This is a genomic window from Streptomyces sp. NRRL F-2580 (assembly GCF_000720115.1).
Lineage (GTDB): Bacteria > Actinomycetota > Actinomycetes > Streptomycetales > Streptomycetaceae > Streptomyces.
Map to the genome: position 1 here is coordinate 30,486 of NZ_JOIR01000006.1, position 23,424 is coordinate 53,909.

24 protein-coding genes and 1 riboswitch are annotated in these 23,424 nt (G+C 73.9%); of the genes, 14 read left to right on the plus strand and 10 right to left on the minus strand.

The window, feature by feature from the left end:
• Window positions 1-106: 106 nt before the first annotated feature.
• Window positions 107-1,015, plus strand: a complete 909-nt coding sequence (locus IF88_RS0108215; protein WP_037805603.1) for an alpha/beta hydrolase fold domain-containing protein — start codon at window positions 107-109, stop codon at window positions 1,013-1,015.
• Window positions 1,016-1,084: 69 nt separating this feature from the next.
• Here IF88_RS0108215 and IF88_RS0108220 read toward each other — a convergent pair whose 3' ends face one another.
• The gene (locus IF88_RS0108220; RefSeq protein ID WP_030708787.1) at window positions 1,085-1,822 is read right to left on the minus strand and encodes a class I SAM-dependent methyltransferase; all 738 of its coding nucleotides are present in this window, start codon (window positions 1,820-1,822) and stop codon (window positions 1,085-1,087) included.
• 114 nt (window positions 1,823-1,936) lie between these two features.
• The gene (locus IF88_RS0108225; RefSeq protein WP_030708788.1) at window positions 1,937-2,860 is read right to left on the minus strand and encodes a LysR family transcriptional regulator; all 924 of its coding nucleotides are present in this window, start codon (window positions 2,858-2,860) and stop codon (window positions 1,937-1,939) included.
• A 124-nt stretch (window positions 2,861-2,984) separates the two neighbouring features.
• Between IF88_RS0108225 and IF88_RS0108230 the strand changes: the two genes are divergently transcribed.
• Both IF88_RS0108230 and IF88_RS0108235 read left to right on the plus strand, forming a co-directional pair.
• The gene (locus IF88_RS0108230) at window positions 2,985-4,448 is read left to right on the plus strand and encodes an MFS transporter (protein WP_030708789.1); all 1,464 of its coding nucleotides are present in this window, start codon (window positions 2,985-2,987) and stop codon (window positions 4,446-4,448) included.
• Window positions 4,417-6,600, plus strand: a complete 2,184-nt coding sequence (locus tag IF88_RS0108235; RefSeq protein ID WP_030708791.1) for a SpoIIE family protein phosphatase — start codon at window positions 4,417-4,419, stop codon at window positions 6,598-6,600. The genes IF88_RS0108230 and IF88_RS0108235 overlap by 32 nt, the downstream gene beginning before the upstream one ends.
• 13 nt (window positions 6,601-6,613) lie before the next feature.
• Here IF88_RS0108235 and IF88_RS0108240 read toward each other — a convergent pair whose 3' ends face one another.
• Both IF88_RS0108240 and IF88_RS0108245 read right to left on the minus strand, forming a co-directional pair.
• A complete protein-coding gene (locus tag IF88_RS0108240) occupies window positions 6,614-8,443 on the minus strand; it encodes a glycoside hydrolase family 15 protein (RefSeq protein WP_051836597.1) in 1,830 nt (609 codons plus the stop codon).
• 101 nt (window positions 8,444-8,544) lie between these two features.
• The gene (locus tag IF88_RS0108245) at window positions 8,545-9,108 is read right to left on the minus strand and encodes a DoxX family protein (protein WP_030708795.1); all 564 of its coding nucleotides are present in this window, start codon (window positions 9,106-9,108) and stop codon (window positions 8,545-8,547) included.
• Between the two features lie 120 nt (window positions 9,109-9,228).
• Here IF88_RS0108245 and IF88_RS0108250 point away from each other — a divergent pair, with 120 nt between their 5' ends.
• Together IF88_RS0108250 and IF88_RS0108255 are read left to right on the plus strand one after the other, a co-directional pair.
• Entirely contained in the window at window positions 9,229-9,693 is a 465-nt protein-coding gene (locus IF88_RS0108250; protein ID WP_030708797.1) for a MarR family winged helix-turn-helix transcriptional regulator, read from the plus strand.
• 55 nt (window positions 9,694-9,748) lie between these two features.
• Window positions 9,749-10,063 carry a YkvA family protein gene (locus IF88_RS0108255; protein ID WP_030708799.1) on the plus strand — a complete coding sequence of 105 codons (315 nt, stop codon included), beginning with the start codon at window positions 9,749-9,751 and terminating at the stop codon, window positions 10,061-10,063.
• 93 nt (window positions 10,064-10,156) lie between these two features.
• Here the strand turns inward: IF88_RS0108255 and IF88_RS0108260 are convergent, their stop codons facing one another.
• Window positions 10,157-10,792, minus strand: coding sequence for an alpha-ketoglutarate-dependent dioxygenase AlkB (locus IF88_RS0108260; RefSeq protein WP_030708801.1), 636 nt, complete (start codon window positions 10,790-10,792; stop codon window positions 10,157-10,159).
• A 62-nt stretch (window positions 10,793-10,854) separates the two neighbouring features.
• Window positions 10,855-12,090, minus strand: a complete 1,236-nt coding sequence (locus IF88_RS0108265) for an MFS transporter (RefSeq protein ID WP_030708803.1) — start codon at window positions 12,088-12,090, stop codon at window positions 10,855-10,857.
• 224 nt (window positions 12,091-12,314) lie between these two features.
• A riboswitch (cobalamin riboswitch) is annotated at window positions 12,315-12,397 on the plus strand.
• A gap of 59 nt (window positions 12,398-12,456) precedes the next feature.
• Here IF88_RS0108265 and IF88_RS0108270 point away from each other — a divergent pair.
• The 4 genes from IF88_RS0108270 (at window position 12,457) to IF88_RS0108285 (ending at window position 15,423) form a co-directional block, all read left to right on the plus strand.
• Window positions 12,457-12,684: a CbtB domain-containing protein gene (locus IF88_RS0108270; RefSeq protein WP_030708804.1), complete on the plus strand. Its 228-nt coding sequence runs from the start codon at window positions 12,457-12,459 to the stop codon at window positions 12,682-12,684.
• Window positions 12,685-12,696: 12 nt separating this feature from the next.
• Window positions 12,697-13,530, plus strand: a complete 834-nt coding sequence (locus IF88_RS0108275) for a CbtA family protein (protein WP_030708806.1) — start codon at window positions 12,697-12,699, stop codon at window positions 13,528-13,530.
• 91 nt (window positions 13,531-13,621) lie between these two features.
• Window positions 13,622-13,972, plus strand: coding sequence for an ArsR/SmtB family transcription factor (locus IF88_RS0108280; protein ID WP_030708808.1), 351 nt, complete (start codon window positions 13,622-13,624; stop codon window positions 13,970-13,972).
• 113 nt (window positions 13,973-14,085) lie between these two features.
• Window positions 14,086-15,423, plus strand: coding sequence for an MFS transporter (locus IF88_RS0108285; protein WP_030708813.1), 1,338 nt, complete (start codon window positions 14,086-14,088; stop codon window positions 15,421-15,423).
• A 22-nt stretch (window positions 15,424-15,445) separates the two neighbouring features.
• Here IF88_RS0108285 and IF88_RS0108290 read toward each other — a convergent pair whose 3' ends face one another.
• Window positions 15,446-16,276: an alpha/beta fold hydrolase gene (locus IF88_RS0108290; RefSeq protein WP_030708815.1), complete on the minus strand. Its 831-nt coding sequence runs from the start codon at window positions 16,274-16,276 to the stop codon at window positions 15,446-15,448.
• 77 nt (window positions 16,277-16,353) lie between these two features.
• Here IF88_RS0108290 and IF88_RS0108295 point away from each other — a divergent pair, with 77 nt between their 5' ends.
• Window positions 16,354-16,986: a hypothetical protein gene (locus tag IF88_RS0108295; RefSeq protein ID WP_030708817.1), complete on the plus strand. Its 633-nt coding sequence runs from the start codon at window positions 16,354-16,356 to the stop codon at window positions 16,984-16,986.
• On the opposite strand, the gene IF88_RS0108300 is transcribed toward IF88_RS0108295, so the two are convergent.
• The 3 genes from IF88_RS0108300 to IF88_RS0108310 form a co-directional block, all read right to left on the minus strand.
• Window positions 16,983-17,528, minus strand: coding sequence for a DM13 domain-containing protein (locus tag IF88_RS0108300; RefSeq protein ID WP_030708819.1), 546 nt, complete (start codon window positions 17,526-17,528; stop codon window positions 16,983-16,985). The genes IF88_RS0108295 and IF88_RS0108300 overlap by 4 nt on opposite strands.
• A gap of 115 nt (window positions 17,529-17,643) precedes the next feature.
• Window positions 17,644-18,237, minus strand: coding sequence for a GNAT family N-acetyltransferase (locus IF88_RS0108305; protein WP_078892768.1), 594 nt, complete (start codon window positions 18,235-18,237; stop codon window positions 17,644-17,646).
• Between the two features lie 94 nt (window positions 18,238-18,331).
• Window positions 18,332-19,165, minus strand: a complete 834-nt coding sequence (locus IF88_RS0108310; protein ID WP_234323458.1) for a class I SAM-dependent methyltransferase — start codon at window positions 19,163-19,165, stop codon at window positions 18,332-18,334.
• Between the two features lie 170 nt (window positions 19,166-19,335).
• On the opposite strand from IF88_RS0108310, the gene IF88_RS0108315 reads away from it, so the two are divergent.
• From IF88_RS0108315 to IF88_RS0108330, 4 genes are all read left to right on the plus strand, one after another.
• Entirely contained in the window at window positions 19,336-20,070 is a 735-nt protein-coding gene (locus IF88_RS0108315; protein WP_030708825.1) for an ArsR/SmtB family transcription factor, read from the plus strand.
• A 65-nt stretch (window positions 20,071-20,135) separates the two neighbouring features.
• Window positions 20,136-21,116: a DMT family transporter gene (locus tag IF88_RS0108320; protein WP_037805585.1), complete on the plus strand. Its 981-nt coding sequence runs from the start codon at window positions 20,136-20,138 to the stop codon at window positions 21,114-21,116.
• A complete protein-coding gene (locus IF88_RS0108325) occupies window positions 21,113-22,042 on the plus strand; it encodes a 2-dehydropantoate 2-reductase (protein WP_030708829.1) in 930 nt (309 codons plus the stop codon). Before IF88_RS0108320 ends, IF88_RS0108325 begins: the two co-directional genes overlap by 4 nt.
• Window positions 22,043-22,176: 134 nt before the next feature.
• Window positions 22,177-23,403: a cytochrome P450 gene (locus tag IF88_RS0108330; RefSeq protein WP_030708831.1), complete on the plus strand. Its 1,227-nt coding sequence runs from the start codon at window positions 22,177-22,179 to the stop codon at window positions 23,401-23,403.
• The last annotated feature ends 21 nt before the right edge of the window (window positions 23,404-23,424 follow it).

Sequence of the window (23,424 nt, forward strand, 5' to 3'; positions counted from 1 at the left end):
AGACTTTCTTAAGCGGGTCGACAGCGCAGCTTCACGCCTATGCTCCTCCCGTGACGGGGAAGGGGCTCGCGCCGGCGACGGCGTGGGGAAAGGGATGGTGAGGGGCGTGCCGAGTCTGCGCAGCAGGGCGCTGTCGGCCGCGCTGATCGCGGCGGGACGCCGAAGACGGTTCGCGAGCGCCGAGGCGGTACGGACCCGGGTGGCGGAGGCCGCCCGACGGCCCGCCTCCCATCTGCCGCCGCGTTCGCTGGGCCGGGTCGCGGACATCTCTCGGACCTTCGTCGGAGCCTGGCCGGTGTACGACGTCTCCCCGCTCGGGAGGGAGCCCGCGGCGCAGGTGCTGTACGTGCACGGCGGCGAGTACATCAACGAACTGGTCCGCCCGCACTGGACGCTGATCCGGACCCTGGTCACGCAGGCGCGGGCGCGGGTCGTCGTACCGGCGTACATCCTCGCTCCGCGCGGTACCGCCGACCGGACCGTCCCGGTCGCCGCCGACCTGCTGAGCGGCCTGATCGCGGGCGGCGGTGGCGGCGGGACGGTGCTCATCGGGGACTCGGCGGGGGCCGGGCTGGCGCTGGCGGCCGCGCAGCGGCTGCGCGACCGCACCGGGGCGCAGCCTTCCAGGATCGTGCTGATCTCGCCCTGGCTGGACGTGACCATGAGCCATCCGGACCAGGCCGCCATCGAGGCGGCCGATCCGATGCTGGCGCGTCCGGGGCTGCGGGAGGCCGGCCGGCTGTACGCGGGGACCCTGGCGGCCGACGATCCCCGCGTGAGTCCCCTCCACGGGAGCTTCGCGGGGCTGGCGCCGCTGACGGTGTTCACCGGGACCCGGGACGTGCTGACCACGGACAGCAGGGAGCTGCTGCGCCGGGCGCGGGCGGACGGGACCGAGGTGGAGTTCCACGAGGCCGTGGGGCTGCCGCACACCTACCCGCTGCTTCCGGTGCCGGAGGGGCGGGCGGCGCGCGACCGGATCGTCGAGCTGATCAGGGCGACAGCGGAGCTGTGACCTGCCCGGTCATGACCTGTCCGTCGTGACCCGTCCGTCATGGCCCGTCCGTGCCCACGCCGAGGTGCCCTACGCCGTGCAGGTCATCAGTGAGCTGATCGGCCAGGCCCGGTACCCCGTCCAGTACTCCTCGTCGCGCAGGGCGTCGGCGGGCGGGGTCCGGTTCGGCTGCCAGCCGACGGTGACGAAGCCGGCCTCGACGGCCGCTTCGGCGAGGTCGGCGTGGGCCCACTCCCGGAACTCGAAAGGCACCGGCGGCTCGGTCAGGAAGTGCGCCTTCAGCAGGGGCGCGTCGCCGTCCGGGATCCGGTCGATGATGCGGACCCCGTACGGCGACCAGTCCACGCGCGGGAACGCCCCCGCGTTGGGCACGATGGCCAGCAGCCGCCCGCCGGCGCGCAGGTTGGCGCGGACGGACCGGAACATCGCGTGCAGGGATTTGCGGTCGGGCGCGTAGCTGAAGACGTACGCGGCGGTGGCGAGGTCGAAGGGGCCGAGTTGGGGAAGGCCGGCGGCGTCGGCGACGTGGTACTCGACGTCCGCCCGGTCCTTGGTGGCCTGGTGCTCGCGGGCCAGCCGGATCATCTCCTCCGAGACGTCCACGCCGACGGTCCGGCGGGCCCCGCCGCGGGCCAGCAGCCGGGTGTTGTAGCCGTATCCGCAGGCCAGGTCGAGGGCGTCGAGCCCGCGCACCCCGCCGAGCGCGTCGAGGGCTCCGTGCAGGGTGTAGGTGTCGGCCGCCGAGAAGGCCGCCGTGGTCTTCGACTCCGCGTAACGCTCGCCGATGGTGTCGTACTGGAACCGCATGCTCTGCCTTCCGGGGGCCTGCCGCCAGGTGGGACGCGTGCGTATCGTCCCCCGCGACGCGTCCGGGGCCGGGCCGCACACCCGTACGTCCCCCGGACGAGGGAGGCGGTCGGCCTATCGCGGCGGCTCCCGGTCCGGCGGCGGCGCCAGCTCGCGGGCGCAGGCGCGCAGCCAGGCGTGCGCCGGGTCGGCGTCGTGCCGCGGGTGCCAGGCCATGCCGAAGGGCAGGGCCGGCAGGTCGAGCGGTATCTCGAAGGTCTCCAGTCCCAGCGCGGCGGCGAGCGGTGCGACCTGACTGGTCAGCAGCCCCACGAGGTCGCTCTCGCGCAGGACGAACAGGGAGGCGGGGAAGGTGCCCACGCTGCCCACCACGCGCCGGGTCAGCCCCTGATCGGCGAGGGCGGCGTCCACCGGGCCTTCGAGGCGGCCGCGCCGGGAGGCGGTCAGGTGCTCGGCCGCGGCGAACCGGCGCACCGTGAGGCGGCCGCGGAGCAGCGGGTGCCCGCGGCGCACGACGCCCAGCATGCGCTCGTCGGAGAGGTGCTCGACGCGCACTTCGGGGGAACGGGTGTCGACGACGCCGAGTTCCAGGTCGGCGACGCCTTCGCGCAGGGCGGGGACGTCCACGTGGCTCTCCGGGAGGAAGCGCAGCCGCACGCCGGGCGCCTCGCGGGTCATCCGGTTGAAGAGCGTGGCCCCGTAGACGGCGGTGAAGGCGTCGTTGGCCAGCACGGTGAAGGTGCGGGTGAGCGTGGGCAGGTCCACCTCGCCGCCGGTGAGGAAGAGGGCGCGGGCGCGTTCGACGACTGCGCGGACCTCCCCCTGTACGGCGAGCGCGTGCGGGGTGGGCACCATGACCCGGCCGGCCCGGACCAGGACCGGGTCGCCGAGGGCCTTGCGGATCCGGCCGAGGGTGCGGCTCATGGCGGGCTCGGACAGGTGCATGCGGGCCGCGGCCCGGGACACGCTCGCCTCCTCCAGGAGGACGTCCAGGGCGACGAGGAGATTCAGGTCCAGCCCGGATTGCGTCACACGCATACATCCCTTGCACAAGTTGCACTGGAAAGCAGGTCGGCCCAACTTTACGGTGGTCCAAGGGCGATGGCCGCTGCCGGCCCTTCCTTCCCTTCCCCCGTACCGTCACCGACTCCGAGGAGGAGCCGTGCTCCGCCATGCCGTCACGCAGGGTCCCGCCGTCCCCGCGCCCGCACTCACCCGGCCCGCCCTGCTCGTCCTGTGCGCCTGCGTGCTGGTCGCCCAGGGGATGGTCGCCGCCGTCAACCTGCTGATCCCCCAGCTCGCGGCGTCCGAGCTGCATCCGGATCCCGGTGAGCTGCTGTGGGCCGTGGACGCGTACGTGATCGTCTTCGCGGCGCTGCTGATCCCCGCCGGGGCGCTCGGCGACCGCTACGGCCGCAAGGGCGCGCTGCTCGCCGGGCTCGGCCTGTTCGCCGCGGGCGGGGCCGCCAGCGCCCTCGCCCAGGACCCGGCCGTGCTGATCGCCGGGCGCGGTGTGTGCGGGGCGGGCGCGGCCCTGATCATGCCCGCCACCATGTCCGTCCTGGTCCACCTCACTCCGCCCGAGCGCCGCGGCCGCGCCCTGGCCACCTGGACGCTGTCCGCGGGCCTCGGGGGCCTGGCGGGCAACGTCGGCGGCGGCCTGGCCGGGGAGTACCTGACCTGGCGGGCCCTGTTCTGGGCCGTCGTCCCGCTCGGCGCGCTGCTCGCGCTCGCGGTCGCCCGCGCGGTGCCCCGTACTCCGTCCCGGCCCGCCGCCGCCGTCGACCCCCTCGGGGCGGCGCTGCTCGCGGCCGCGCTGCTCGCGGTGGTCTACGGGATCATCGAGGGGCCGGCGTACGGCTGGGCCTCGGTGCAGGTGCTGACCGCCTTCGTCCTCGGTGCGCTGCTGCTCGCCGCGTTCACCGGCCATGCGCTGCGCGCCGCCCGCCCGCTGCTGGACCCGCGGATCTTCGGCTCGCGCAGGCTGCGCGCCGGGACGCTCGGCATCGGCGCCGCCTTCTTCGGGCTCTTCGCCCTGTTCTTCGTCAATGCCCAGTACCTCCAGTACGCGAAGGGCTTCTCCCCCGCCCGGACCGGCTTCGCGATCGTCCCACTCACCGTCGGCATGGCGCTGGTGCCCCGGTTCGGCGCCCGGCTCCAGGAGCGCGTCGGGCCGCGGCTGCCGGTCGGCGCCGGGCTCGGCCTGATCGGGGCGGGGCTGCTGCTGGTCTCCACCGCCGACGCGGGCACCCCGTACGCCCTGTACGCGCTCTACCTGCTGGTGCTGTCCGTGGGAACGGGCCTGGCCGCGCCCTCGCTGACGCTGACGGTGGTCGCCGAGCTGCCCTCCCACCAGGCCGGGCTCGGCTCCGGGCTGAACACGGCGGCCCGGGAGATCGGCGCCGCCCTCGGCGTGGCGGTGGTCGGCACCGTGCTGGCGTCGCGCTTCCACGGGAACCCGCAGGATCCGGCTCAGGTCGTCGCCTTCACCGACGCGATGGGGGCAGCGCTGCGCACGGTGGCCGTGGTGCTGTTGTGCGCGTCTGCCGCGGTGGTGACCTGGTACCGGGCGGGGCGGCGCGGGCGCGGCCGGGATGCAGTTGCCGCCGCCGAGGGCGCATCCTGACTGTGTGATCGCGAGAGCGGACAGCGGCGGCGTCCCGGCCCCTGATGCCACGACTCAGGCACTCGCCCGGGCGACCGTGAGCGCCGTGCAGGCCGTGGGCGGGTACGCGGGCGGGGTGTACCTGCGCTCGCCCACCGCCGGGCTCCTGCTGCTGGCGGTGTTCATGGGCCTGCCGCTGCCGCTGTTCCGCCCGTGGTGGCGGATCCTGGTGAACCGCCCGTACCCGCCCGCCGAGGTCTACCGCACCGGGCAGGCCGTGCACCTGGCCGACGCGGAGTCGGCCGTGGGCCGCTTCCCGCAGATGGTGGCCAGCCTGCCGTTCCCCTTCGCCTCGCTGTACGAGCCGGTGACCGCCGGGACGCAGCGGTTCGGCGTGCTCCTGGTGCTGCGCCCGGCGACCCCCGGCGTCCCGGTCGGGGCCGCCGACCGGGAACGGTTGCGGGAGGCCGCGGACCGGCTGGCCCAGGAGCTCGCGGAGCTCGCGGCGGCCGGGGCCCCGGTGGCGTGGGAGGGCGACCCCGTGGCGGTGCCGACGCCGCCGCCCGACACCGGTTCCACGGGCGCGCGCGCGGCAGTCGACCGGCTCGCGCTGGCGGTCCTCTCGCTGGACCGGCAGGGCCGGATCGGTTTCGTCAACACGGCGGCCGAGGAACTGCTCGGCCTCGCCGGCCCGCAGCTGTACGGGAAGGTGCTGTGGGAGGCTCTGCCGTGGCTGGGGCACCACGCCTACGACGACCATTTCCGGGCTGTCTTCATGTCCGGCGAGCCGGCGCACTTCCCGGCCCGGCGCGGCCGCCACCCGCCCGGGGAATGGCTGTCGGTGGGCCTGGACCCCGCCCCCGACGGCGTGACCCTGACGATCGGCCGCGCCGAGAAGCCCGCCTACGCGCCCACGTCGGTGGTCCAGCCCGCTGCGGGCCTGGCTCCGCCCGTCGACCAGGCCTCCGCGCTGTACCGGCCGGTGGCCCTCGCCATCGCGCTGTCGGAGGCGGTCACGGCCCGGCAGGTGTCGGCGGTGGTCACCGAGGAACTGCTGCCGGCCTTCGGCGGCCGCCAGCTGGCGATCTACCTGCTCGACGAGCGGCACCTGTACCTCGCCTGGGAGACCGGTTTCCCGCAGGGCTTCCTCAACCGGTTCGACGGGGTCTCGCTCGACGTGCGGCTGCCGGGCGTGGAGACGCTGACCACGGGCCGGCCGATGTTCTTCGAGTCGATGGAGCACCTCGCCGCCGCCTATCCCGGCATTCCGCTCGACGCCGACGTCGGTGCCCGAGCCTTCCTGCCGCTGATCGCCTCGGGCCGTCCGGTCGGCTCGTGCATCCTGGGCTTCGACTCGCCCCGCGGCTTCAGCTCGGAGGAGCGTACGGTGCTCACGGCGCTGGCCGGCCTGATCGCACAGGCCCTGGCGCGGGCCCGGCGCTACGACAGCGAGGCGGCGCTGGCGCGCGGGCTCCAGTCGGCCCTGCTGCCGCACCGGCTGCCGGTGCGCGAGAACGTGGACACGGTCGGCCGCTATCTCGCGGGCACCGCGGGCATGGACGTCGGCGGCGACTGGTACGACGTCATCGAGACGGGGCGCGGCCTGCTGGCCCTCGTCATCGGGGACGTCCAGGGCCACGGGGTGGCGGCTGCGGCGACCATGGGGCAGCTCCGCAGCGCCGTACGGGCCTTCGCACTCAGCGGCAGTACGCCGGAACAGGTGATGAGGGGCACCAACCAGCTGCTCATCGACCTGGATCCGGGACAGTTCGCCAGCTGCTGCTACGTGCTGCTCGACCCGGCGTCCGGCGCCGTGCGGGCCGTCCGGGCCGGTCACCCCCAGCCGTTGCTGCGCCACTCCGACGGCCGGACCGAGGTGCTGGACCTGGCGGGCGGGGTGGTGCTCGGCGTCGACCCGGACGCCTCGTACCCGGTCACGGAACTGCGGCTGGAGACGGGCGCGGTGCTCGCCCTCTACACGGACGGGCTGGTGGAGATGCCGGGCATGGACATCGACGACGGGGTGGAGCGGCTGCGGTTGGCCCTGGCGGCGGCCCGGCCGTCCCCGCTGACCGAGACCGCCGACCGGCTGGTCGGCGAGGCGGGCGGCAGCGCCGACCGGCCGGACGACATCGCCCTGCTGCTGGCGTCCCGCAGGGGCGAGGACACGTAGGACCGCAGACCCGTCAGCCGGCGTTCGTCGGCCGGCCCGTGGACCCGTCCATCGACCCGTCCGTGCCGCCCGCCAGGATCAGCGCGGTGTTCACCAACCCGACGTGGCTGAACGCCTGCGGAAAGTTGCCGAGTTGGCGGCCGGTGAGGGGGTCGTACTCCTCCGCGAGCAGCCCCACGTCGTTGCGTACGGCCAGCAGCCGCTCGAAGAGGGCGCGGGCCTCCTCCTCCCGGCCCGTCATGTACAGGGCGTCGGCCAGCCAGAACGAGCAGGCCAGGAAGGCGCCTTCGCCGCCGGGCAGTCCGTCGACGGCGGGACCCTCGGTGGTGTAGCGGCGGACCAGTCCGCTGCGGCCCAGCTCCGCGCGCACGGCGTCGACCGTGCCGACGACCCGCGGGTCGTCGGGCGGGAGGAATCCGGTCCTGGGGATGAGCAGGGTCGCCGCGTCGAGCTCAGTGGAGCCGTAGTACTGGGTGAAGGTGCCCCGCACGGGGTCGTAGCCCTTGGTGCACACGTCGAGGTGCACCGCGTCCCGCATGGCGCGCCAGCGTTCCACGTCGCCGGGCATCGACGGATCGCGCTCCAGCGCCTGTACGGCCCGGTCGGCGGCGACCCACGCCATCACCTTGGAGTGGACGAAGTGGCGGCGCGGGCCGCGGACTTCCCACAGGCCCTCGTCCGGCCGCTGCCAGTTGCGCTCCAGGAAGTCGAGGAGCGCGAGCTGGATCCGCCAGGCGTGGTGCTCGGAGGGCAGTCCGGCGGACCTGGCCACGTGGAGGGAGTCGATGACCTCCCCGTACACGTCCAGTTGGAGCTGGTCCACGGCCGCGTTGCCGACCCGGACCGGGGCGGAGGAGGCGTAGCCGCTCAGCCACGGCAGTTCGCTCTCGGGGATCCGCCGCTCGCCGGCGATCCCGTACATGATCTGCAGGTCGGCGGGGTCACCGGCGGCCGCGCGCAGCAGCCACGTGCGCCAGGCACGGGCCTCGTCGAGGTAGCCGGTGGCGAGGAGGGAGCCGAGGGTGAGGGTGGAGTCGCGCAGCCAGCAGTAGCGGTAGTCCCAGTTGCGGACGCCGCCGAGTTCCTCGGGGAGGGAGGTGGTGGAGGCGGCGACGATGCCGCCGGTCGGCGCGTAGGTGAGGGCCTTGAGGGTGATCAGCGAGCGGTTCACGGCCTCCTTGTAGGGGCCCTCGTAGCGGCACTGCGAGCTCCACTCGCGCCAGTCCGCGAGGCTCTGCTCCAGACCGTCGAAGGGGTCGCAGGGATCGGGGCACGGTTCGTGCGAGGGGTGCCAGGTGAGGACGAAGGCCACGCGCCGGCCGGCGGAGACCGGGAACTGGGAGCGGGTGCTGTTGGCCTCGCCCCAGGTGCGGACCGGGGGGTTGCTGCGGAACCAGACGGCGTCCGGTCCGGCGATGGCGACCCGGTCCTCCTCGACCCGGCGCACCCAGGGGACGACGTTCCCGTAGTCGAAGCGCAAGCGCAGGGTGCTGTGCATGCGCACGGTGCCGCTGACGCCCTCGACGATGCGGACCACGTCGGGGGCCCGGTCGCGCTGCGGCATGAAGTCGATGACCTTGACGGTGCCGGTGTCGGTCACCCAGTACGACTCCAGGACGAGCGTGCCGTCGACGTAGGCCCGGCGGGTGCACGGTTCGCCGACTTCGGCGTCGACGGGGGCGATGCGCCAGTGGCCGTTCTCCTCGTCGCCGAGGAGCTTGGCGAAGCAGGCGGCCGAGTCGAAGCGGGGCAGGCACAGCCAGTCGATGGACCCGTCACGGCCGACCAGCCCGCTGGCCATCAGGTCGCCGATGAGTGCGTAGTCTTCGATGGGTTGTGTCATTGGTGCGCTCTTCCCGCGAATGCCCGGGGCCAATCAGCTCGGGCCCCGGACACCTCCGCGCGCGCTACGTCAGGCTCTGGGGGAACGATCCCCTCGCGCTTCTAGTCGCGCACGAGGAGCAGCACCGCGGCGAGGACCACGCCGACGACGACGGCGAGGGCGCCGTGGGCCAGGCGGTGGCTGCGCAGGACGGGCAGGAAGCGGTCGACGGCGTAGCGGCCGGGGCCGGTGAGGGCGAGGGCGGCGGCGCCCGCGGTCAGCAGCAGTTCGTACTCGATGCCCTTGGGGGCGAAGAAGGCGCCGGCGCCGTGGACGGCGATGGCGTTGATGAGGGTGCCGACGATCGCGGCGCCGGCGAGCGGGGTGAGCAGGCCGAGGGCCAGGCCGAGGCCGCCCAGGGTCTCGGTCAGCCCGGCGAGGACGGCCATGGCGTCACCGGCGGGGTATCCGCTGGCGGTGAAGAACTGGCCGGTGCCGCTGATGCCGCCGCCCTCGAACCAGCCGAAGAGCTTCTGCGTGCCGTGCGCGGCCATCGTCAGGCCGAGGACGAGGCGCAGGAGCAGCAGGCCGGTGTCGTGGCCGGGGGTGGAGACGGCGGCGGCTTGGGGGTGTACGGCCGGTGTGGCGGCCTGCGGCTTCGTCGTGGTGACGGAGGGGCTGTGCATGGGGGGTCCTTACGGTCGGGCGGCCGGGTGGGAGCCGGCAGGAAGTTATTCAAATTCGAACCGCTGGGGGTCGACCCTAACCATTGATTCAAATTGGAACAACCCGTGTAGGCTGGAGGCATGGCAGAACCGAGATGGCTGGACGACCGCGAGATGCGGGCTTGGAGCGGCTTCCTGGCCGCATCGGCCCTGGTGAACCGCCGTCTCGACCAACAGCTCAAGGACGAGGCCGGGCTCTCGCACCCCCAGTACGAGATCCTCGTACGGCTCGCCGCGGCGCCCGGGCGCGAGCTGCGGATGACCGAGCTCGCCAACGGCCTGATCAACTCCAAGAGCGGGCTCACCTACCAGGTCACCCAGATGGAGAAGGCCGGACTGGTCCGCCGCCGCAGCTGCCCCTCCGACGTGCGCGGCGTCTTCGCCGTCCTCACCGACGCCGGCAGCGCCAAGCTGGAACAGGCCGCACCGGGACACGTGGCGACGGTCCGGGAGGTCCTCGTCGACGTCCTGACCCCCGGACAGCTCGACGCGCTCGCCGACGGGCTGGGCGAGGTCGGCCGCCGGCTGCGCGAGCAGGGCGCCTGAGCGGATCCGGCCGGCGGTCGGGTAGCGAGTGACGGTTTCGGGGTATAGGGGCGCCATGGACGGAAAGGCCTGGCTCACCTTGCTCACGGTCATCGCGGTGGGGCTCGCGATCGCCGCGGCCGTGCTGCTCGTACGGGTCTTCAAGGCGCGGCGACTGCTGGTCGACGCGGGGATCCCGCTGCGCGACAAGGCCCTGTTCTGGGTCGCCGTGATCTACACCCTCTCGCCCGTGGACCTGATCCCGGACCCGGTGTACCTGGACGACATCGGCGTGCTGCTGCTGGCGCTGCGCTCACTGCACGCGGCGGCCGGGGCCGCCGGGGTCGGCCGGGCCGCCCGCGCGGCGAAGGAGCCGGACGCCGTCGGGTAGCTGCCCTGGCGGTACGGGGCGACGGCGTACGGGCTCAGCCTGGACGGCGCCCGGTGGGGCCGCAACCCCGCCGACCGGGCACGGAGCGGGCGGTCAGCGGACGCCCCGGGGCCGGAACTGGACGCTGATGCGGGGCCCGACCGCCCGGACCGACTTGGGCACCGCGTGCTCCATGGTGCGCTGGCAGGAGCCGCCCATGACGACGAGGTCGCCGTGGCCCAGGGGCAGCCGCAGCAGGGTGGCTCCGCCGTCGCGGGGACGGAAGGCGAGATCGCGCGGGTCGCCGACGGAGACGATCGCGACCATGGTGTCCTCGGTCGAGGAGCGGCCCGTTCGGTCCCCGTGCCAGGCGACGCTGTCCCGGCCGTCGCGGTAGAGGCACAGGCCGGCGGTGGCGAAGGGTTCGCCGAGCTCGGCGGCGTAGTGACGGGTGAGCGCCTCGCGGGCCTCGGTGAGCGAGGGGTGCGGCAGGACCTCGCCCTCCCCGTAGAAGGCGAGCAGCCGGGGCACCTCCACCTCGCGCTCGTACATCTGCCGCCGCTCGCCGCGCCAGGGCACGTCGGCGGCCAGCCGCTCGAAGAGCGCGTCGGCGCCGCTCAGCCAGCCGGGCAGGTGGTCGACCCAGGCCCCGGCGCCGAGCTCGGTGCGCCGTAGGCCGCCCAAGGGGCCGAGCCGGATCTCGTCACCCTGGTCGAAGAGGGAGCCCTGAAGTCCCTGGACTGCGTGCATGCTCCCAGCCTAACCCCACGAACCGAACATGTGCACGAATACACCGACTGGGGCCCGGTGCCTCACCGGCCGCCCGCGCGGACGACGTACGGCCGGGTGAGGACGGTGACGGCGACGGAGACCGCGGCGACGACCGCGATGGCGGCGCCCGGGGCGAGGCACTGGGCCAGGCCGCCGGCGAGCGCGGCGCCGAGGCCCTGCCAGGTCATCCGGCCGGCCGACTCGACTCCCTGCACCTGGCCGCGCACCGGGTCGGGGGTCAGGTCCAGGAGCTGCTCCTGGAGGGGCAGGGTCGCCGCGAACCCGGCACTGGCGAGGAACACCGCGGCCGCGACGACCGGGAGGGGCGGGTGGAACGCGAACAGCAGGAAGGGAACGGCGAGCAGCAGCCGCAGGGCGAAGGCGTGGCGGTGGCGCTGCCCGGCGGTCAGCAGCCGGCCGACGGCCAGGTCCCCGAGGAGCATGCCGGCCGATCCGGCGGCCAGCAGGGTGCCGGCCTGGCCGGGGGCGTAGGAGATGAACAGGGCTTCGCAGCCGACGATCAGACCGTTGGGGACCCACAGGTTGAGCAGCAGCGCCCGCCGGGCGGGGTGGGAGAACAACTCGGTGTTCGTCGTCCAGGTCTGACGCAGTCCGGGGCGGCGGGTGAGCCGGACCGAGCGTTCGCGGACGGTGGCCGCCACCACGACGAGGCCGAGGGCGGTCAGGGCGGCGGCGACGAGGAAGACCCCGTAGGGGCTCAGGTACGACAGCAGTACGGCGCCGAGGGCGTAGCCGAGGATCGCCGTGCCTCCCGAGGTGATGTTCATGAGCGAACGCGCCGGCGCGTAGGCGGAGTTCGGCACGATCTCGGCGAGCAGCCCCAATCGGGTGCCGGTCCCCAGGGACTGGAAGAAGCCCAGCATCAGCAGCAGCGCGAACCGGACGACCAGCGGCAGCCCGGGAACGGCCTGGGCGCAGACGCCGATCAGCGAGGCGGACTGGAGCGCGACGACGGTCCGGCGCGGCCGGTTCCCGTCCGCGACCGACATCAGTGTCAGCGCGCCCAGCACGGTGGCGAACGTGGCGCCGTACATGCTCACGGCCGTCAGGAACGGGGAACGGGTCTGCTGGTCGACGAGGGTGCCGAGGGCGAAGCCCGACAGGGTGCTCGCGGCGACGGTCAGGGTGAAGCCGGCGTAGAGACCGGTGAACTCCCGGTTGCGGAGCAGGTCTCGGTAGCCGGTGGCGGGCGCGGGGGCCGGCTTCGAGGAAGAAGGGGAAGGAGCGGACGGAGAGGAAGGAAGGGAAGAAGGCATGAAAAAAGCCTCCGGACGCGTACACGGGGCACGCACGCCGAAGGCCAACACCGGGATTCTAGCAGTCTTTTCCGTACCACTCCGTGGACACTGCGGTGCCCGGACCGGGCTCGGGGCGTGATCCTGCCCGTACCCGCGTGTGATCAGGGACTCACGCACTTGGCCGCAGGCCCGCCACACGGTAGCGTCACCGCGACATTTGCACATAGCGACGACGGCGAGACGGAAGCCCGGTGTGAATCCGGCATGGTCGCGCCACTGTGTGCTGCGGTGACACCCCTTCGGGGGGCGCCGCGGCGAGTCAGACCCGAGGACCGTCGTCCTGCACCACCGTATGGGACGCGTGTTCCCCGAGGAGGTTCCATCATGGCCGAGGCTGTCGCTTCCGCTGCCGTATCCACCCCCGCCGGCTCCCTGTCGGCTCCGCTGCCTGTCCGCGCGGTGCTGCCCTGGGCGCTCTTCGTCGGTCTCCTGATGCTCGTCGCCCTGTACTTCGTCGGCGCCGAGCAGGGCGCCACGGCCGTGTTCGCCGGTGAGGGAGTGCACGAGTGGGTCCACGACGGTCGTCACCTGCTCGGCTTCCCCTGCCACTGAGAGGCCACGCACATGCACGCCTCAACTGTCAGAGGCCTACTGGTCCGCGGCATGCTCGCGGGCCTGATCGCCGGGCTGTTCGCCTTCGCCGTCGCCTACGTGGTGGGTGAGCCCCCGGTCCGGGGTTCCATCGCCGTGGAGGAGGCCCAGGCCGCCCAGGACGCGGCGGGTGCCCCGAGCGCCCACGCCGGGCACGGCGGCGGCGACGCCGCGCCGGCCGAAGCCGCGCAAGAGGAGGAGGAACTGGTCAGCCGGCCGGTGCAGTCCACCTTCGGCCTGGCGACGGGCGTCCTGGTCTACGGGGTCGCGCTGGGCGGTATCGCCTCGCTCGCGTTCTCGTTCGCGCTCGGCCGCGTCGGCGGGTTCAGCCCGCGGGCCACGGCGGCGCTCACCGCGGCCGGTGCCTTCGCGACCGTCTACCTGGTGCCGTTCCTCAAGTACCCGGCCACCCCGCCGGCGGTGGGCAATCCGGACACGATCGGACAGCGCACCACGCTGTTCTTCCTGATGATCCTGCTGAGCGTGCTGCTCGGCATCGGCGCGATCATCCTCGGGCGACGGCTGGCACCGCGCCTGGGCAACTGGAACGCGACGCTGGCCGCGGGCGGCGCCTTCGTCGTCGCCGCGGCCCTGGCGTTCGTGTTCCTGCCGGACAACAGCGATGCGGTCCAGCCCGGTTTCCCGGCCGCCCTGCTGTGGGAGTTCCGGGTCGCCTCGCTGGCCGTCCAGTTGGTCCTGTGGGCGGTGTTCGCCATCGTCTTCGGCGTCCTGGCCCAGCGGCTGCTGGCTGCGCGCGCCGACGGCGCGGAGGCGACGGGCCGGCAGCCGGCGCCCGCGGTCGGCTGATCCACCGCACCGCCCGCACAACGGGCCCCGTCACCCCTGCCGGGGGCGGCGGGGCCCGTGGCATTGCGCCGCGGCCCCCTACGATGTGCGCATGAGCGCGGGCACGGATCTGGCAGGTGCACAGGTCCCGCAGGAACGGGGTGACCGGCTGGAGGTCGCCGCGTCCGTTCTGGCGCTGCTCGCGGACCGCACCCGGCTGGCGCTGATGGAGCGGCTCGCCCGGGGCGAGGCCGATGTCACCACGCTCACCGAGGCGTGCGGGGCGGCCCGGCCCTCGGTCAGCCAGCACCTCGCCAAACTCCGCCTCGCCGGGCTGGTCACCACCCGCAAGGACGGCCGCCGGGTCGTGTACGCCGTGCGTCACGGGCATCTGCGGCGGCTGGTCGACGAGGCCCTGAACGCCGCCGACCACCAGCTCGGTTCGCTGCCCCCGCACGACTGACCACGGCGAGCGGCCGGGCTCCTGCCCGTAAGGCGGCCAATAGGTGCACAGGTACGCACATGTTGGCTACGCTGACGTGGAGTCATCGACCCGCCGACCGGACGGGGCCGCCCGTGCTGTCCGTACTGCGCAACGGCACCTATCGCCGCCTGTTCACCGCCCAGGTCATCGCCCTGGTCGGGACCGGTCTCGCCACGGTCGCGCTGAGCCTGCTCGCCTACGACCTCGCGGGCTCCGACGCCTCGGCGGTCCTCGGTACCGCGCTGGCGATCAAGATGATCGCGTACGTCGGCATCGCCCCGCTGATCGGAGCGGTCGCCGGCCGGATCCCCCGCCGCACCTTCATGGCGACGACGGACCTCACCCGCGCCGGCGCGGCCTCGGCCCTTCCGTTCGTCACCGAGGTCTGGCAGATCCACCTGCTGATCTTCCTGCTCCAGGCGGCGTCGGCGGCCTTCACCCCGACCTTCCAGGCCACCGTCCCCGAGGTCCTGCCCGCCGAACGCGACTACACCCGGGCCCTGTCGATGACCCGGCTCGCCTACGACCTGGAGAGCCTCTTCAGTCCGGTACTGGCCGCGGCCCTGCTGACCCTGGTCTCCTACGGCTGGCTGTTCGCCGGCACCGTCCTCGGCTTCCTCGGCTCGGCCGCGCTCGTCGTCGCCACCGCGCTCCCCCGGCCGGCTCCGGTCGAACGGACCGGCGGCGTCCGCACCCGGGCCGGTTTCGGCATCCGCCTCTTCCGGGCCACTCCCCGACTGCGCGCCCTGCTCGCCCTCGACCTGGCCGTCGCGGCCGCCGGAGCCCTCGTCTTCGTCGGCACCGTGAGCCTGGTCCGCGGCCACTTCGGGCGCCCGGCGGGCGCCGTCTCGCTCGCCCTGGGCGCGTACGGCGCCGGATCGATCCTGACCGCGCTGGTCCTGCCGCGCCTCCTGCAACGCGCCACCGACCGTACGGTGATGCTCCGCGCCGCCTTCGCCCTCCCGGCGCTCCTGGCCGCCGCGGCGGCCGTCACCTCGACCGCCCCGGGCTCCTGGTCCTGGCTCGCGCTCCTCGTGGTCTGGGCCGCGCTCGGCGCCGCCTGCTCCGCGGTCCTGACCCCGGCGGGCCGCCTGGTCCGCCGCTCCACCGCCGACGCGGACCTGCCCGCCGCCTTCGCCGCCCGGTTCTCCCTCTCCCACGGCTGCTGGCTGCTCACCTACCCGCTGGCCGGGTGGCTCGGCGCGGGGGCGGGCCTGCCGCTGACCGCCGTGGTCCTCGGGGCCGTCGCCCTCGGGTCCACCGCGGCCGCGGCCGCGACCTGGCCCGCCCGTGACCCGTACCGCCTGGAACACGTCCACCCGGACCTGCCGCCCGGCCACCCGCACCTGGCCGACGCCCACCCGTCCGGCACCGGCTGGCGCCACGACCACCACTACGTCATCGACCGCCACCACCCCCACTGGCCCTGACCCGGCCCCGAGGCGGGGCGGGTCACCGGTTCAGGAATGCCGTGGTCGTCGCCACGAAGCGGTCGGCGTCGTCGAGCCAGGGGTAGTGGCCCGCTCCGGGCTGCACGACGAGGGTGGCGCCGGGGAACAGCTCCGCGAACTCGGTCACCGTCCGGGGTGGACTGTTCAGGTCGAACTCGCCGACGACCAGCAGTACGGGGGCCTCGAAGGCCGCGAGCGCGGCGCGGGTGCTCTCCGGGTCGAAGGCGCCCTCGGCGGCGAAGAGGGCGACGGCCTCGCCGTTGGCGGGCCGGCCGGCCGCGTGGTGCTGCCGCGCCGCGGCGTCCCACCGGCCGCAGAAGAAGGGCGCGACGGCCTCCCAGTCGCTTCCGGTGCCCTGGGCTATCGCCTCCAGAGCGGCGAAGGCGGCCGGGAACCACGGCTCGTCGCTCCGGAGCAGCGCGAGTTCGCGGCGCGTCTCCCCGGTGACGGCGATGCCCACGGCCCGGGCGCCGGGGCCGATCAGGGCGAGCCTGGCGACCTTCTCCGGGTGTCGGGCGGCGTACTGCGCCGCGAGGTTCGCGCCGCCGGAGTGGGCCAGCAGGTCGATCCGGGAGAGCCCGAGGTGTGCGCGTAGCGCCTCGACGTCGCCGACCAGGCGGTCGCAGCGGTAGGAGGCGGGGTCCTCGGGTACCGCGGACCGGCCGGTGCCGCGAAGGTCCAGGGTGATGAGTCGGCGGTGCGCGGACAGGCCACCGAGGTCGCCGAGGTAGCGGGAGTCCGAGGGACCCCCCGGAAGGCAGACGAGTGGTTCGCCGTCGCCGGTCACGCGGTAGGCGAGCCGGGTTCCGTCGGGCGCGGAGAAGGTGGGCATGCTCCGGATCCTGCCAGCCATAACCAGGTTGTACAACCTGATTATGGCGACGCGGCGCACGGGTGTATAACCGAGGCATGACAGGGGAAGAGGACACGCACCACCGCCCCGGGGCACTGACCGAGGAGCAGGCCGGGCGGATGTTCGCCGGCATGAACGAGGTCATCCGCGCCGGAGAGGAGATGCGGCAGCTGCGCACCGAGATGATCGGGGTGCTGGCCGGATGGGGCTGGACCCAGGACCGGATCGCCCGGCTCGCCGACATGAGCCAGCCCGCCGTGTCCAAGCAGGCCGCGAAGCACAGGACGGAGGGGCCGCCGGCGCCGATGGGGCTCGCCCTCGACCAGTACGACGCGCCCTGGCTCGAAGGGCGTCTGTGGGGCCTCGCGGAGGAGATCTCCGAGACCTTCGGCGAGACGGCCCGATGCGCCCGGCACGTCGACGCCATCGCCCGGGGGCGGAAGCGCTTCACGCCCGGGAACGTCGACGCGCTGCGCCGCCTGGTCGAAGAGGACCTGAGGCTGCACCGGGCGGAACTGCCCGCCGGCTACCGGAGCGCGTACGACGAGATCAGCCGCGGCCTCGACGTCCCGCCGAAGGCCACCACCGCCACCACCGCCCCCGCCACCGCGTCGGCGTCCGTACGGCGCGCCCTCGCCCACCGCATCCAGCGCGACCACCTCGGTCCGCGCGAGCCGGACGTGAACTAGACCGGCTTGAGGGTGGCCGCGCCGAAGGAGACGTCGAAGCGGTCGCACCAGATGGCGAGGCTGGTGTAGTCGGCCAGGTTCACCCCGGTCGGCACGGGGTAATTCTGGTCGCCCTTGTTGCCCTTGAGGGCGCCGAGGCTGACGTGCTTGCCGTCATCGAAGACGTGCCAGCCGTCGACGCCCTCGATGACGGGCGCGTCGGTCAGCCAGACCTTCAGGGCGGGGCCGTTGCTCGTGTCCAGGTTCTCCACGCGCAGGACGTGGGAGCCGTCGGCGAGGCGGAGGAGCTTGACGGTGCCGGTGGTGGCGTGCTCGTGGCTGATCAGGCTGCCTTCGGCCACCGTGCGCGGCGCCGCGGGCGGGTTCGCCGACGCGGCGGGGTTCGGGGCGGCCGAGACGGACGGGGCGGCCTCGTGGACCGACTCCTCCACCCACAGCTTCCACGGCTCGAACCAGTACAGGCCGAAGGCCAGTCCGGCCGCCGCCACCGCCGCGCCGCCGATCAGCAGCGGCCTGCGCCGCCGTCCCTGCTCACGTACCACGCCCGGTCCTCCGTCATGCCGCTGTGCACTGCCGCCCGTTGCGGGTCGGCGCCCGGAGGCGGTCCCGCCCGGCGCGGTCATCAAACCACGCCCCTGCCGGGCGGGGCGAAGTCGGTCAGAGCTCCCAGGACCGCGGGCGCGCCAGCGCCTCCCACTCCGCACGGAGCAGGGAGAGGACGGCGACGTCGAGGCGGCGCCCCCGGTGCAGACAGGCCGAGCGCCGCACTCCCTCCTGGACGAACCCCGCTTTGGCCAGGACGCTCAGCGCGGCCGTGTTGCCGGTGTGGGTGACGGCCTGGACGCGCTGCATGGGCAGTTCGCCGAAGGCGAGATCGGCCAGTGCGTCCACGGCATCGGCCCCGAGGCTCCGGCCCCGGTACTGCGGGTCCATCACCAGATGGATCTCCGCCGTGCCGTCGACCATGTCCTGGTCGACCAGGGCGATGTGGCCGATCGGCGTGCCGTCCGGGAGCAGGATCAGGAAGTCGTCCCGGTCGTGTTCGTCCCGGTCCCGCTCCAGGCGCTCACGGAGCGAGGTCAGGGAGCGCGGCCAGAAGCCGATCTCGAACGCGGCCACGGGGTCGGACCGCCAGGCGTGCATCAGCTCGGCGTCCTCGGCGTCGAGCGGTGCGAAGCCGACCGTCCGGCCCCGCCAGCACAGCACGCGGTCGGTCGTCAGGGGCGCGTCGTCCAACTCGTTCTCGGTCACGGGCGGATGCTACGGGCGGCCGGAAGGAGACGGCGAACGAATTACGCCGCCGCTCACGCCGCACACGTGACCCCGCATCCGAAACGGCGGGAAACTACGGGCGGGTGGCCGTGACCAGGTAGTAGTCCAGGATCTGCTGCTCCCAGGCGGCCAGGAAGTTCCGGGGCCAGGTGCCGGGCTTCCAGAGGCGGGCGAGCCAGCGGTCCCAGCCGGGCCAGACCTGCGCTCCGATCGAGGCGACCTCGACATCGACGAAGCCGGCCTCCCCGAGCGCGTCGGCGAGGCGGGATACGGGGCGGGCGATGTCCAGGCCGTTGGCGAACGAGTCGAGGAGCCCCGCGAGCCGCTCCGCGTGCGAGGGTGCGCCGTCGACGGTGAAGAAGCTGGCGACCGCCACCCGCCCGCCGGGGCGCAGGACCCGCGCCGCCTCCCGGGCGAACGCGGACAGGTCCGGGAAGTGCTGGGCCGCCTCGACGCTGAAGAGGGAGTCGAATTCCGCCTCGCCGAGCGGCAGGCTCTCCGCCGCCCCGAGGACGAAGCGCAGCCGGTGCGGCTGCGCTTCGAGGTGCGCGGAGTTCGCCTCGCGGGCCCGCTGGAGCTGCTGGGGGTGGATGTCCACCCCGGTCATCGCGGCGGGCCCGTACTCGTCGAGGGCGAGGGCGCAGCCGAGGCCGAGACCGCAGCCGATCTCCACGGCCCGGCCGCCCGCGGGGGCGGCCGCGTCGAGCACGTGCCGGTAGAGGTCCTGCTCGCTCCGGATCCGGTCACCCTGCGACAGCGGCCGTTCGAGATCGACGGACTGCCAGAAGCCGAAGTTGATGAACCCGCCGGCGAACACCGGCACGGCACTGAGATCGGCCGGTCCGTACGTCTCCCAGACCGCGGGGCGCACGACCGGAGCGGGCTGCTCCGCGGATCCACCCGACAACTCCCCACCACCCTCCTCGTGACGGGGCGCCCTGCCCCGACGCGATCAGTGTGGCGTGGGAAGCAAGCTCACGACAGAGGGCCTCCACCGGCCCCTCACGCAGCTGCCCTCGTAGGCCCCACGCAGCAGATCATTCGGTGTCTGCCGAAACCATGGGGCATCCTGGACGTATGAACCCCTCGCATGCCGGCACACAGGCGGACGAGCCGGCGCCCGCCGCCCGTCTCGCCGCCTTCGCCTCGGCCCTGGCCGACGAGACGCGGGCCGCCATCTGCATGACGCTGCTGGAGGGGCGGGCCTGGACCGCGGGCGAGCTGGCCCGGATGACCGCGGTCGCGCCGTCCACCGTCAGCGGCCATCTGTCCCGGCTGCTCGACGCGGGCATCTGCGTGACCGAACGGCAGGGCCGCCACAGCTACGTGCGCATCGCGGACGCCGCGACCGCCCGCCTCGTCGACCAGCTCGCCTCGTACGCGATCCCGGACCGGGACGCGGCCCACGCGGTCCCCGTGGTCGCCGCACCGGACCCGCTGGCCCGCGCCCGAACCTGCTACGACCACTTCGCCGGGCGGTTCGGCATGGCGGTGACCGACGCGATGGAGCGGCGCGGACTGCTGCGCACGGAGGGCGTCTTCGAGCTGACGGACGACGGCCGGTCCTGGTGCGCGCAGGCGGGCATCGACCTCGCCCACGAGGGGCGCAGGCCGCTGGCGAGCTCCTGCCTGGACTGGACCGAGCGGCGCCGCCACCTCGGCGGCATCACCGGGGCGCGGCTGTGCGCGCACGCGTTGGGCGAGGAATGGGTGGTGCGCCCGGCCGGCGGCGGGCGGGCCCTGGACGTGACCCGGGCCGGGGAGCAGGCCTTCGATGATCTGCTCGGGCTCACTCCGGACGCGTGGAGCTGACCTACATAAGGACCCGGATTAATATTTCGGTCGACAGCGAAATGTTGCGGTCGTAGGGTGCATGTATGACGTTCCGCTCGGGTCGAATCCCGCCCCACGTGCTCACGATCGGCGCCGTCTCCTTCACGGTGTTCGCCTGGGCCTCCGCCTTCGTCTCCATCCGTAGCGCGGGCGCCGCCTACTCCCCCGGGGCCCTGGCCCTCGGCCGATTGCTGGCCGCCTCACTGGTGCTCGCCGTCCTGCTCCTCGTCCGCCGCCAGGGGCTGCCACCCCGCGGGGCCCGGCGTGGAATCCTGGTATCCGGCCTGGTCTGGTTCGGCGGCTACACGGTCGCGCTGAACTGGGGTGAGCGTCTGGTCGACGCGGGAACGGCGTCCCTGCTCGTGAACACCGGGCCCATCCTCATGGCCCTCCTCGCGGCCCGCCTCCTCGGCGAGGCGCTGCCCCCGCGGCTGCTGGCGGGCATGGGCGTCTCCTTCGCCGGAGCGGTGGTCGTGGGCCTGTCGATGTCGTCCGGCGAGGGCGGCTCGACCTCGGTGCTGGGCGTCGTACTGTGCCTGCTCGCGGCGGTGGCCTACGCGTCGGGCGTCGTCGCGCAGAAGCCCGCGCTCTCCTACGGGACACCCCTGCAGATCACCGCCTTCAGCTGCCTGACGGGCGCCGCGGTCTGCCTGCCGTTCGCGGGGCAGCTGGCCTCGGAACTGCCGCACGCGCCGCTGTCGGCCACCCTGAACATGGTCTACCTGGGCGCGGTGCCCACCGCCCTGGCCTTCACCACCTGGACCTACGCCCTGGCGCGCATGCCCGCCGGCAAGCTGGGCGCGACGACCTACGCCGTACCGGCCATCGTCGTCCTGCTGAGCTGGGCCTTCCTGGGCGAGGTACCCGCATGGCTGTCCCTGCTCGGCGGCCTGCTCTGCCTCGCCGGGGTCGCGGTGTCCCGGTACGGACCGCGCTCCCCGCAGACCCCCGTACACGACCGGCCGCTTCCCGCGGACAGTCCGGAACCCGGCCTGGCCGGATCCGCCGAAAGGCACTCCTCATGAGGATCCTCACGGTCGGCGCGGGCGCCGTGGGCGGCTTCTTCGGCGCCCGGCTCGCCGCGGCGGGCCAGGACGTCACCTTCCTGGTCCGGCCGGCCCGCGCGAAGGCCCTCCGGGCGCGCGGACTGCGCGTCGAAGGCCAAGGCGAGAAGCTCCACCTGACGCCGAACCTGGTGACGGCCGACGCCCCGGGCGGGCCGTACGACCTGGTCCTGCTCTCGGTGAAGGCGACCGCCCTGCACACGGCGCTGGCGGACATCGAGCCCGCCGTCGGCCCGGACACCGCCGTCGTACCCCTCCTCAACGGGGTCGCCCACCTCGACGCGCTCACCGCGCGCCTCGGGGCCGGAGCCGTCCTCGGCGGGGTCGCGAAGGTGGTCACCACCCTGAGCGCGGAGGGCGACATCCTGCGCATGGCCCCGCCCGCGGTCGTCCTGACCGGCGAGATCGGCGCCCGCCCCTCGGCCCGCGTGGAGCGGATCCGTGCCGTCTTGGCCGACGCGGGCATCGACTCGCCGGAGACCGGCGACATCGTCGCGGCCATGTGGCACAAGTGGGTCTTCATCTCCACTCTGGTGGCCCTGACCTGTCTGATGCGCGGCACGGTCGGTGAGGTCAACGCCGTCCCGGGCGGCTCGGAACTGGGTGCGTCCCTGCTCGCCGAGGCGGCGGCGGTGGCCGAGGCCGCCGGCCACCCGGTGCCGGAGGCCGAACGCGCCTTCACTACCTCGACCGTCACGGCCTCCGGTTCCCCCCTGACCCCGTCTCTCTACCGCGACCTCGTGGCCGGGGCGCCGACCGAGGCCGACCACGTGCTGACCGATCTCACCGTCCGCGCCCGCGCGTTGGGGGTGTCCACTCCGCTGCTGGACCTCGCCGCCCTGCACCTGCGCGTCCACGAGCACCGCCTCGCCGCGGCGCGTTCCTGACGGGGGGCAGGGCGCCCTACCGGCCCGGGCGGGCTTCGGGCAGGATGACCGGCGCACCGACCGAACCGAGCGCACCGGAGGTCGTCGCCCGCGGCGGTGACCTCTGACCGGCCCGACCGTGATCCGGAGGCCCCGTGACGTCGTACGACGACCAGGCGCGGCGTGACGAGCTGTACCGGGACCCGTACCCGCTCTACGACCGCGCCCGCCGGGCCGAAGGCCTCACGTACGTGCCCGAGTTCGCCGCATGGCTGGTGGCGCGCGACCGGGACGTACGGGAAGTGCTGCTGCGCGCCGAGGACTTCTCCTCGGCCAACTCCCTGCTGCCCGACGTCGCGCTGTCGGAGGCGGCGCTCGGCGTCCTGCCCCGGGGTTTCGGACCCCGGCCGACGGTCGTGTCCTCGGACGGCGCCGCCCACCGGCGGCACCGGGCCCCGCTGAACCGGGGGTTGTCCGCCGCCCGGGTGGCGGCGCTGGTGCCGTACGCCCGCGCCTGCGCGAGCGAGCTGGTGGACGGCTTCGCGGCGGACGGGTCGGCGGAGTTGGTGGAGGCCTACGCCCGGCGGTTGCCCGCAATGGTGGTCGGGCGGCTGATCGGGCTGGACCCGGCCGACGTGCCCGCCGCCGTGCACGGCGGCTACCGGGCGGAGGAACTGCTGTTCCGGCCGCTGTCGCCGGAGGCGCAGGCGGCTGCCGCCGAGGACGTGGTGGCGCTCCAGCACCTGCTGGACGGGTACGTCCGCGACCGGCGTGCGAAGCCCCGGGACGACATGTGTTCCACCATGGTGGCGGCCCTCGCCCCCGGTGACGCCGAGCTCACGCTCGAACAGCGCCACGAACTGGTGACGAGTCTGCAGAACCTGCTGATCGCCGGATTCCTCACCACGAGCGCCCTCATCGGCACCACGCTGCTGCACCTGCTCGGTGACCGGCGGCAGTGGCGGATGCTCCGCGCCGATCCGTCGCTCGTCCCGGCGGCGGTGGAGGAGGCGGCCCGACACGACACCGCCGTCCAGGCCTTCCGGCGGGTGACCACCCGGCCGGTGACCATCGCCGGGACGGAGCTCCCGGCGGGAGCAACCGTGCTGGTGGCGTACGGTTCGGCCAACCGCGACGAGGAGCGGTACGAGCGGCCCGCCGAGTTCGACATCACCCGGCCCGGGAACCGCCACCACCTCGCGTACGGGCACGGAGCCCACGGCTGCCCCGGTTCCCAGCTGGCGCGCGAACAACTCCGGCTCACGCTGGACCTGTTCGTACGCCGCCTGCCGGAGCTGCGGCTCGACGAGGACCGTCCGCGACCGCGGATGCGGCCCACGCTGATCCACCGTTCGCCGCAGGCGCTGTACGCGACCTGGTGACGGGGCCGCCGGGCGACCGGC

What these genes read in the sequence shown, in the direction of transcription:
- IF88_RS0108220 (WP_030708787.1), bottom strand. Translation starts at nt 1,822, where the DNA reads ATGCGGTTCCAGTACGACACCATCGGCGAGCGTTACGCGGAGTCGAAG.
- IF88_RS0108225 (WP_030708788.1), bottom strand. Translation starts at nt 2,860, where the DNA reads ATGCGTGTGACGCAATCCGGGCTGGACCTGAATCTCCTCGTCGCCCTG.
- IF88_RS0108235 (WP_030708791.1), top strand. Translation starts at nt 4,417, where the DNA reads ATGCAGTTGCCGCCGCCGAGGGCGCATCCTGACTGTGTGATCGCGAGA.
- IF88_RS0108240 (WP_051836597.1), bottom strand. Translation starts at nt 8,443, where the DNA reads ATGACACAACCCATCGAAGACTACGCACTCATCGGCGACCTGATGGCC.
- IF88_RS0108245 (WP_030708795.1), bottom strand. Translation starts at nt 9,108, where the DNA reads ATGCACAGCCCCTCCGTCACCACGACGAAGCCGCAGGCCGCCACACCG.
- IF88_RS0108250 (WP_030708797.1), top strand. Translation starts at nt 9,229, where the DNA reads ATGGCAGAACCGAGATGGCTGGACGACCGCGAGATGCGGGCTTGGAGC.
- IF88_RS0108255 (WP_030708799.1), top strand. Translation starts at nt 9,749, where the DNA reads ATGGACGGAAAGGCCTGGCTCACCTTGCTCACGGTCATCGCGGTGGGG.
- IF88_RS0108260 (WP_030708801.1), bottom strand. Translation starts at nt 10,792, where the DNA reads ATGCACGCAGTCCAGGGACTTCAGGGCTCCCTCTTCGACCAGGGTGAC.
- IF88_RS0108265 (WP_030708803.1), bottom strand. Translation starts at nt 12,090, where the DNA reads ATGCCTTCTTCCCTTCCTTCCTCTCCGTCCGCTCCTTCCCCTTCTTCC.
- IF88_RS0108270 (WP_030708804.1), top strand. Translation starts at nt 12,457, where the DNA reads ATGGCCGAGGCTGTCGCTTCCGCTGCCGTATCCACCCCCGCCGGCTCC.
- IF88_RS0108275 (WP_030708806.1), top strand. Translation starts at nt 12,697, where the DNA reads ATGCACGCCTCAACTGTCAGAGGCCTACTGGTCCGCGGCATGCTCGCG.
- IF88_RS0108280 (WP_030708808.1), top strand. Translation starts at nt 13,622, where the DNA reads ATGAGCGCGGGCACGGATCTGGCAGGTGCACAGGTCCCGCAGGAACGG.
- IF88_RS0108290 (WP_030708815.1), bottom strand. Translation starts at nt 16,276, where the DNA reads ATGCCCACCTTCTCCGCGCCCGACGGAACCCGGCTCGCCTACCGCGTG.
- IF88_RS0108295 (WP_030708817.1), top strand. Translation starts at nt 16,354, where the DNA reads ATGACAGGGGAAGAGGACACGCACCACCGCCCCGGGGCACTGACCGAG.
- IF88_RS0108315 (WP_030708825.1), top strand. Translation starts at nt 19,336, where the DNA reads ATGAACCCCTCGCATGCCGGCACACAGGCGGACGAGCCGGCGCCCGCC.
- IF88_RS0108320 (WP_037805585.1), top strand. Translation starts at nt 20,136, where the DNA reads ATGACGTTCCGCTCGGGTCGAATCCCGCCCCACGTGCTCACGATCGGC.
- IF88_RS0108325 (WP_030708829.1), top strand. Translation starts at nt 21,113, where the DNA reads ATGAGGATCCTCACGGTCGGCGCGGGCGCCGTGGGCGGCTTCTTCGGC.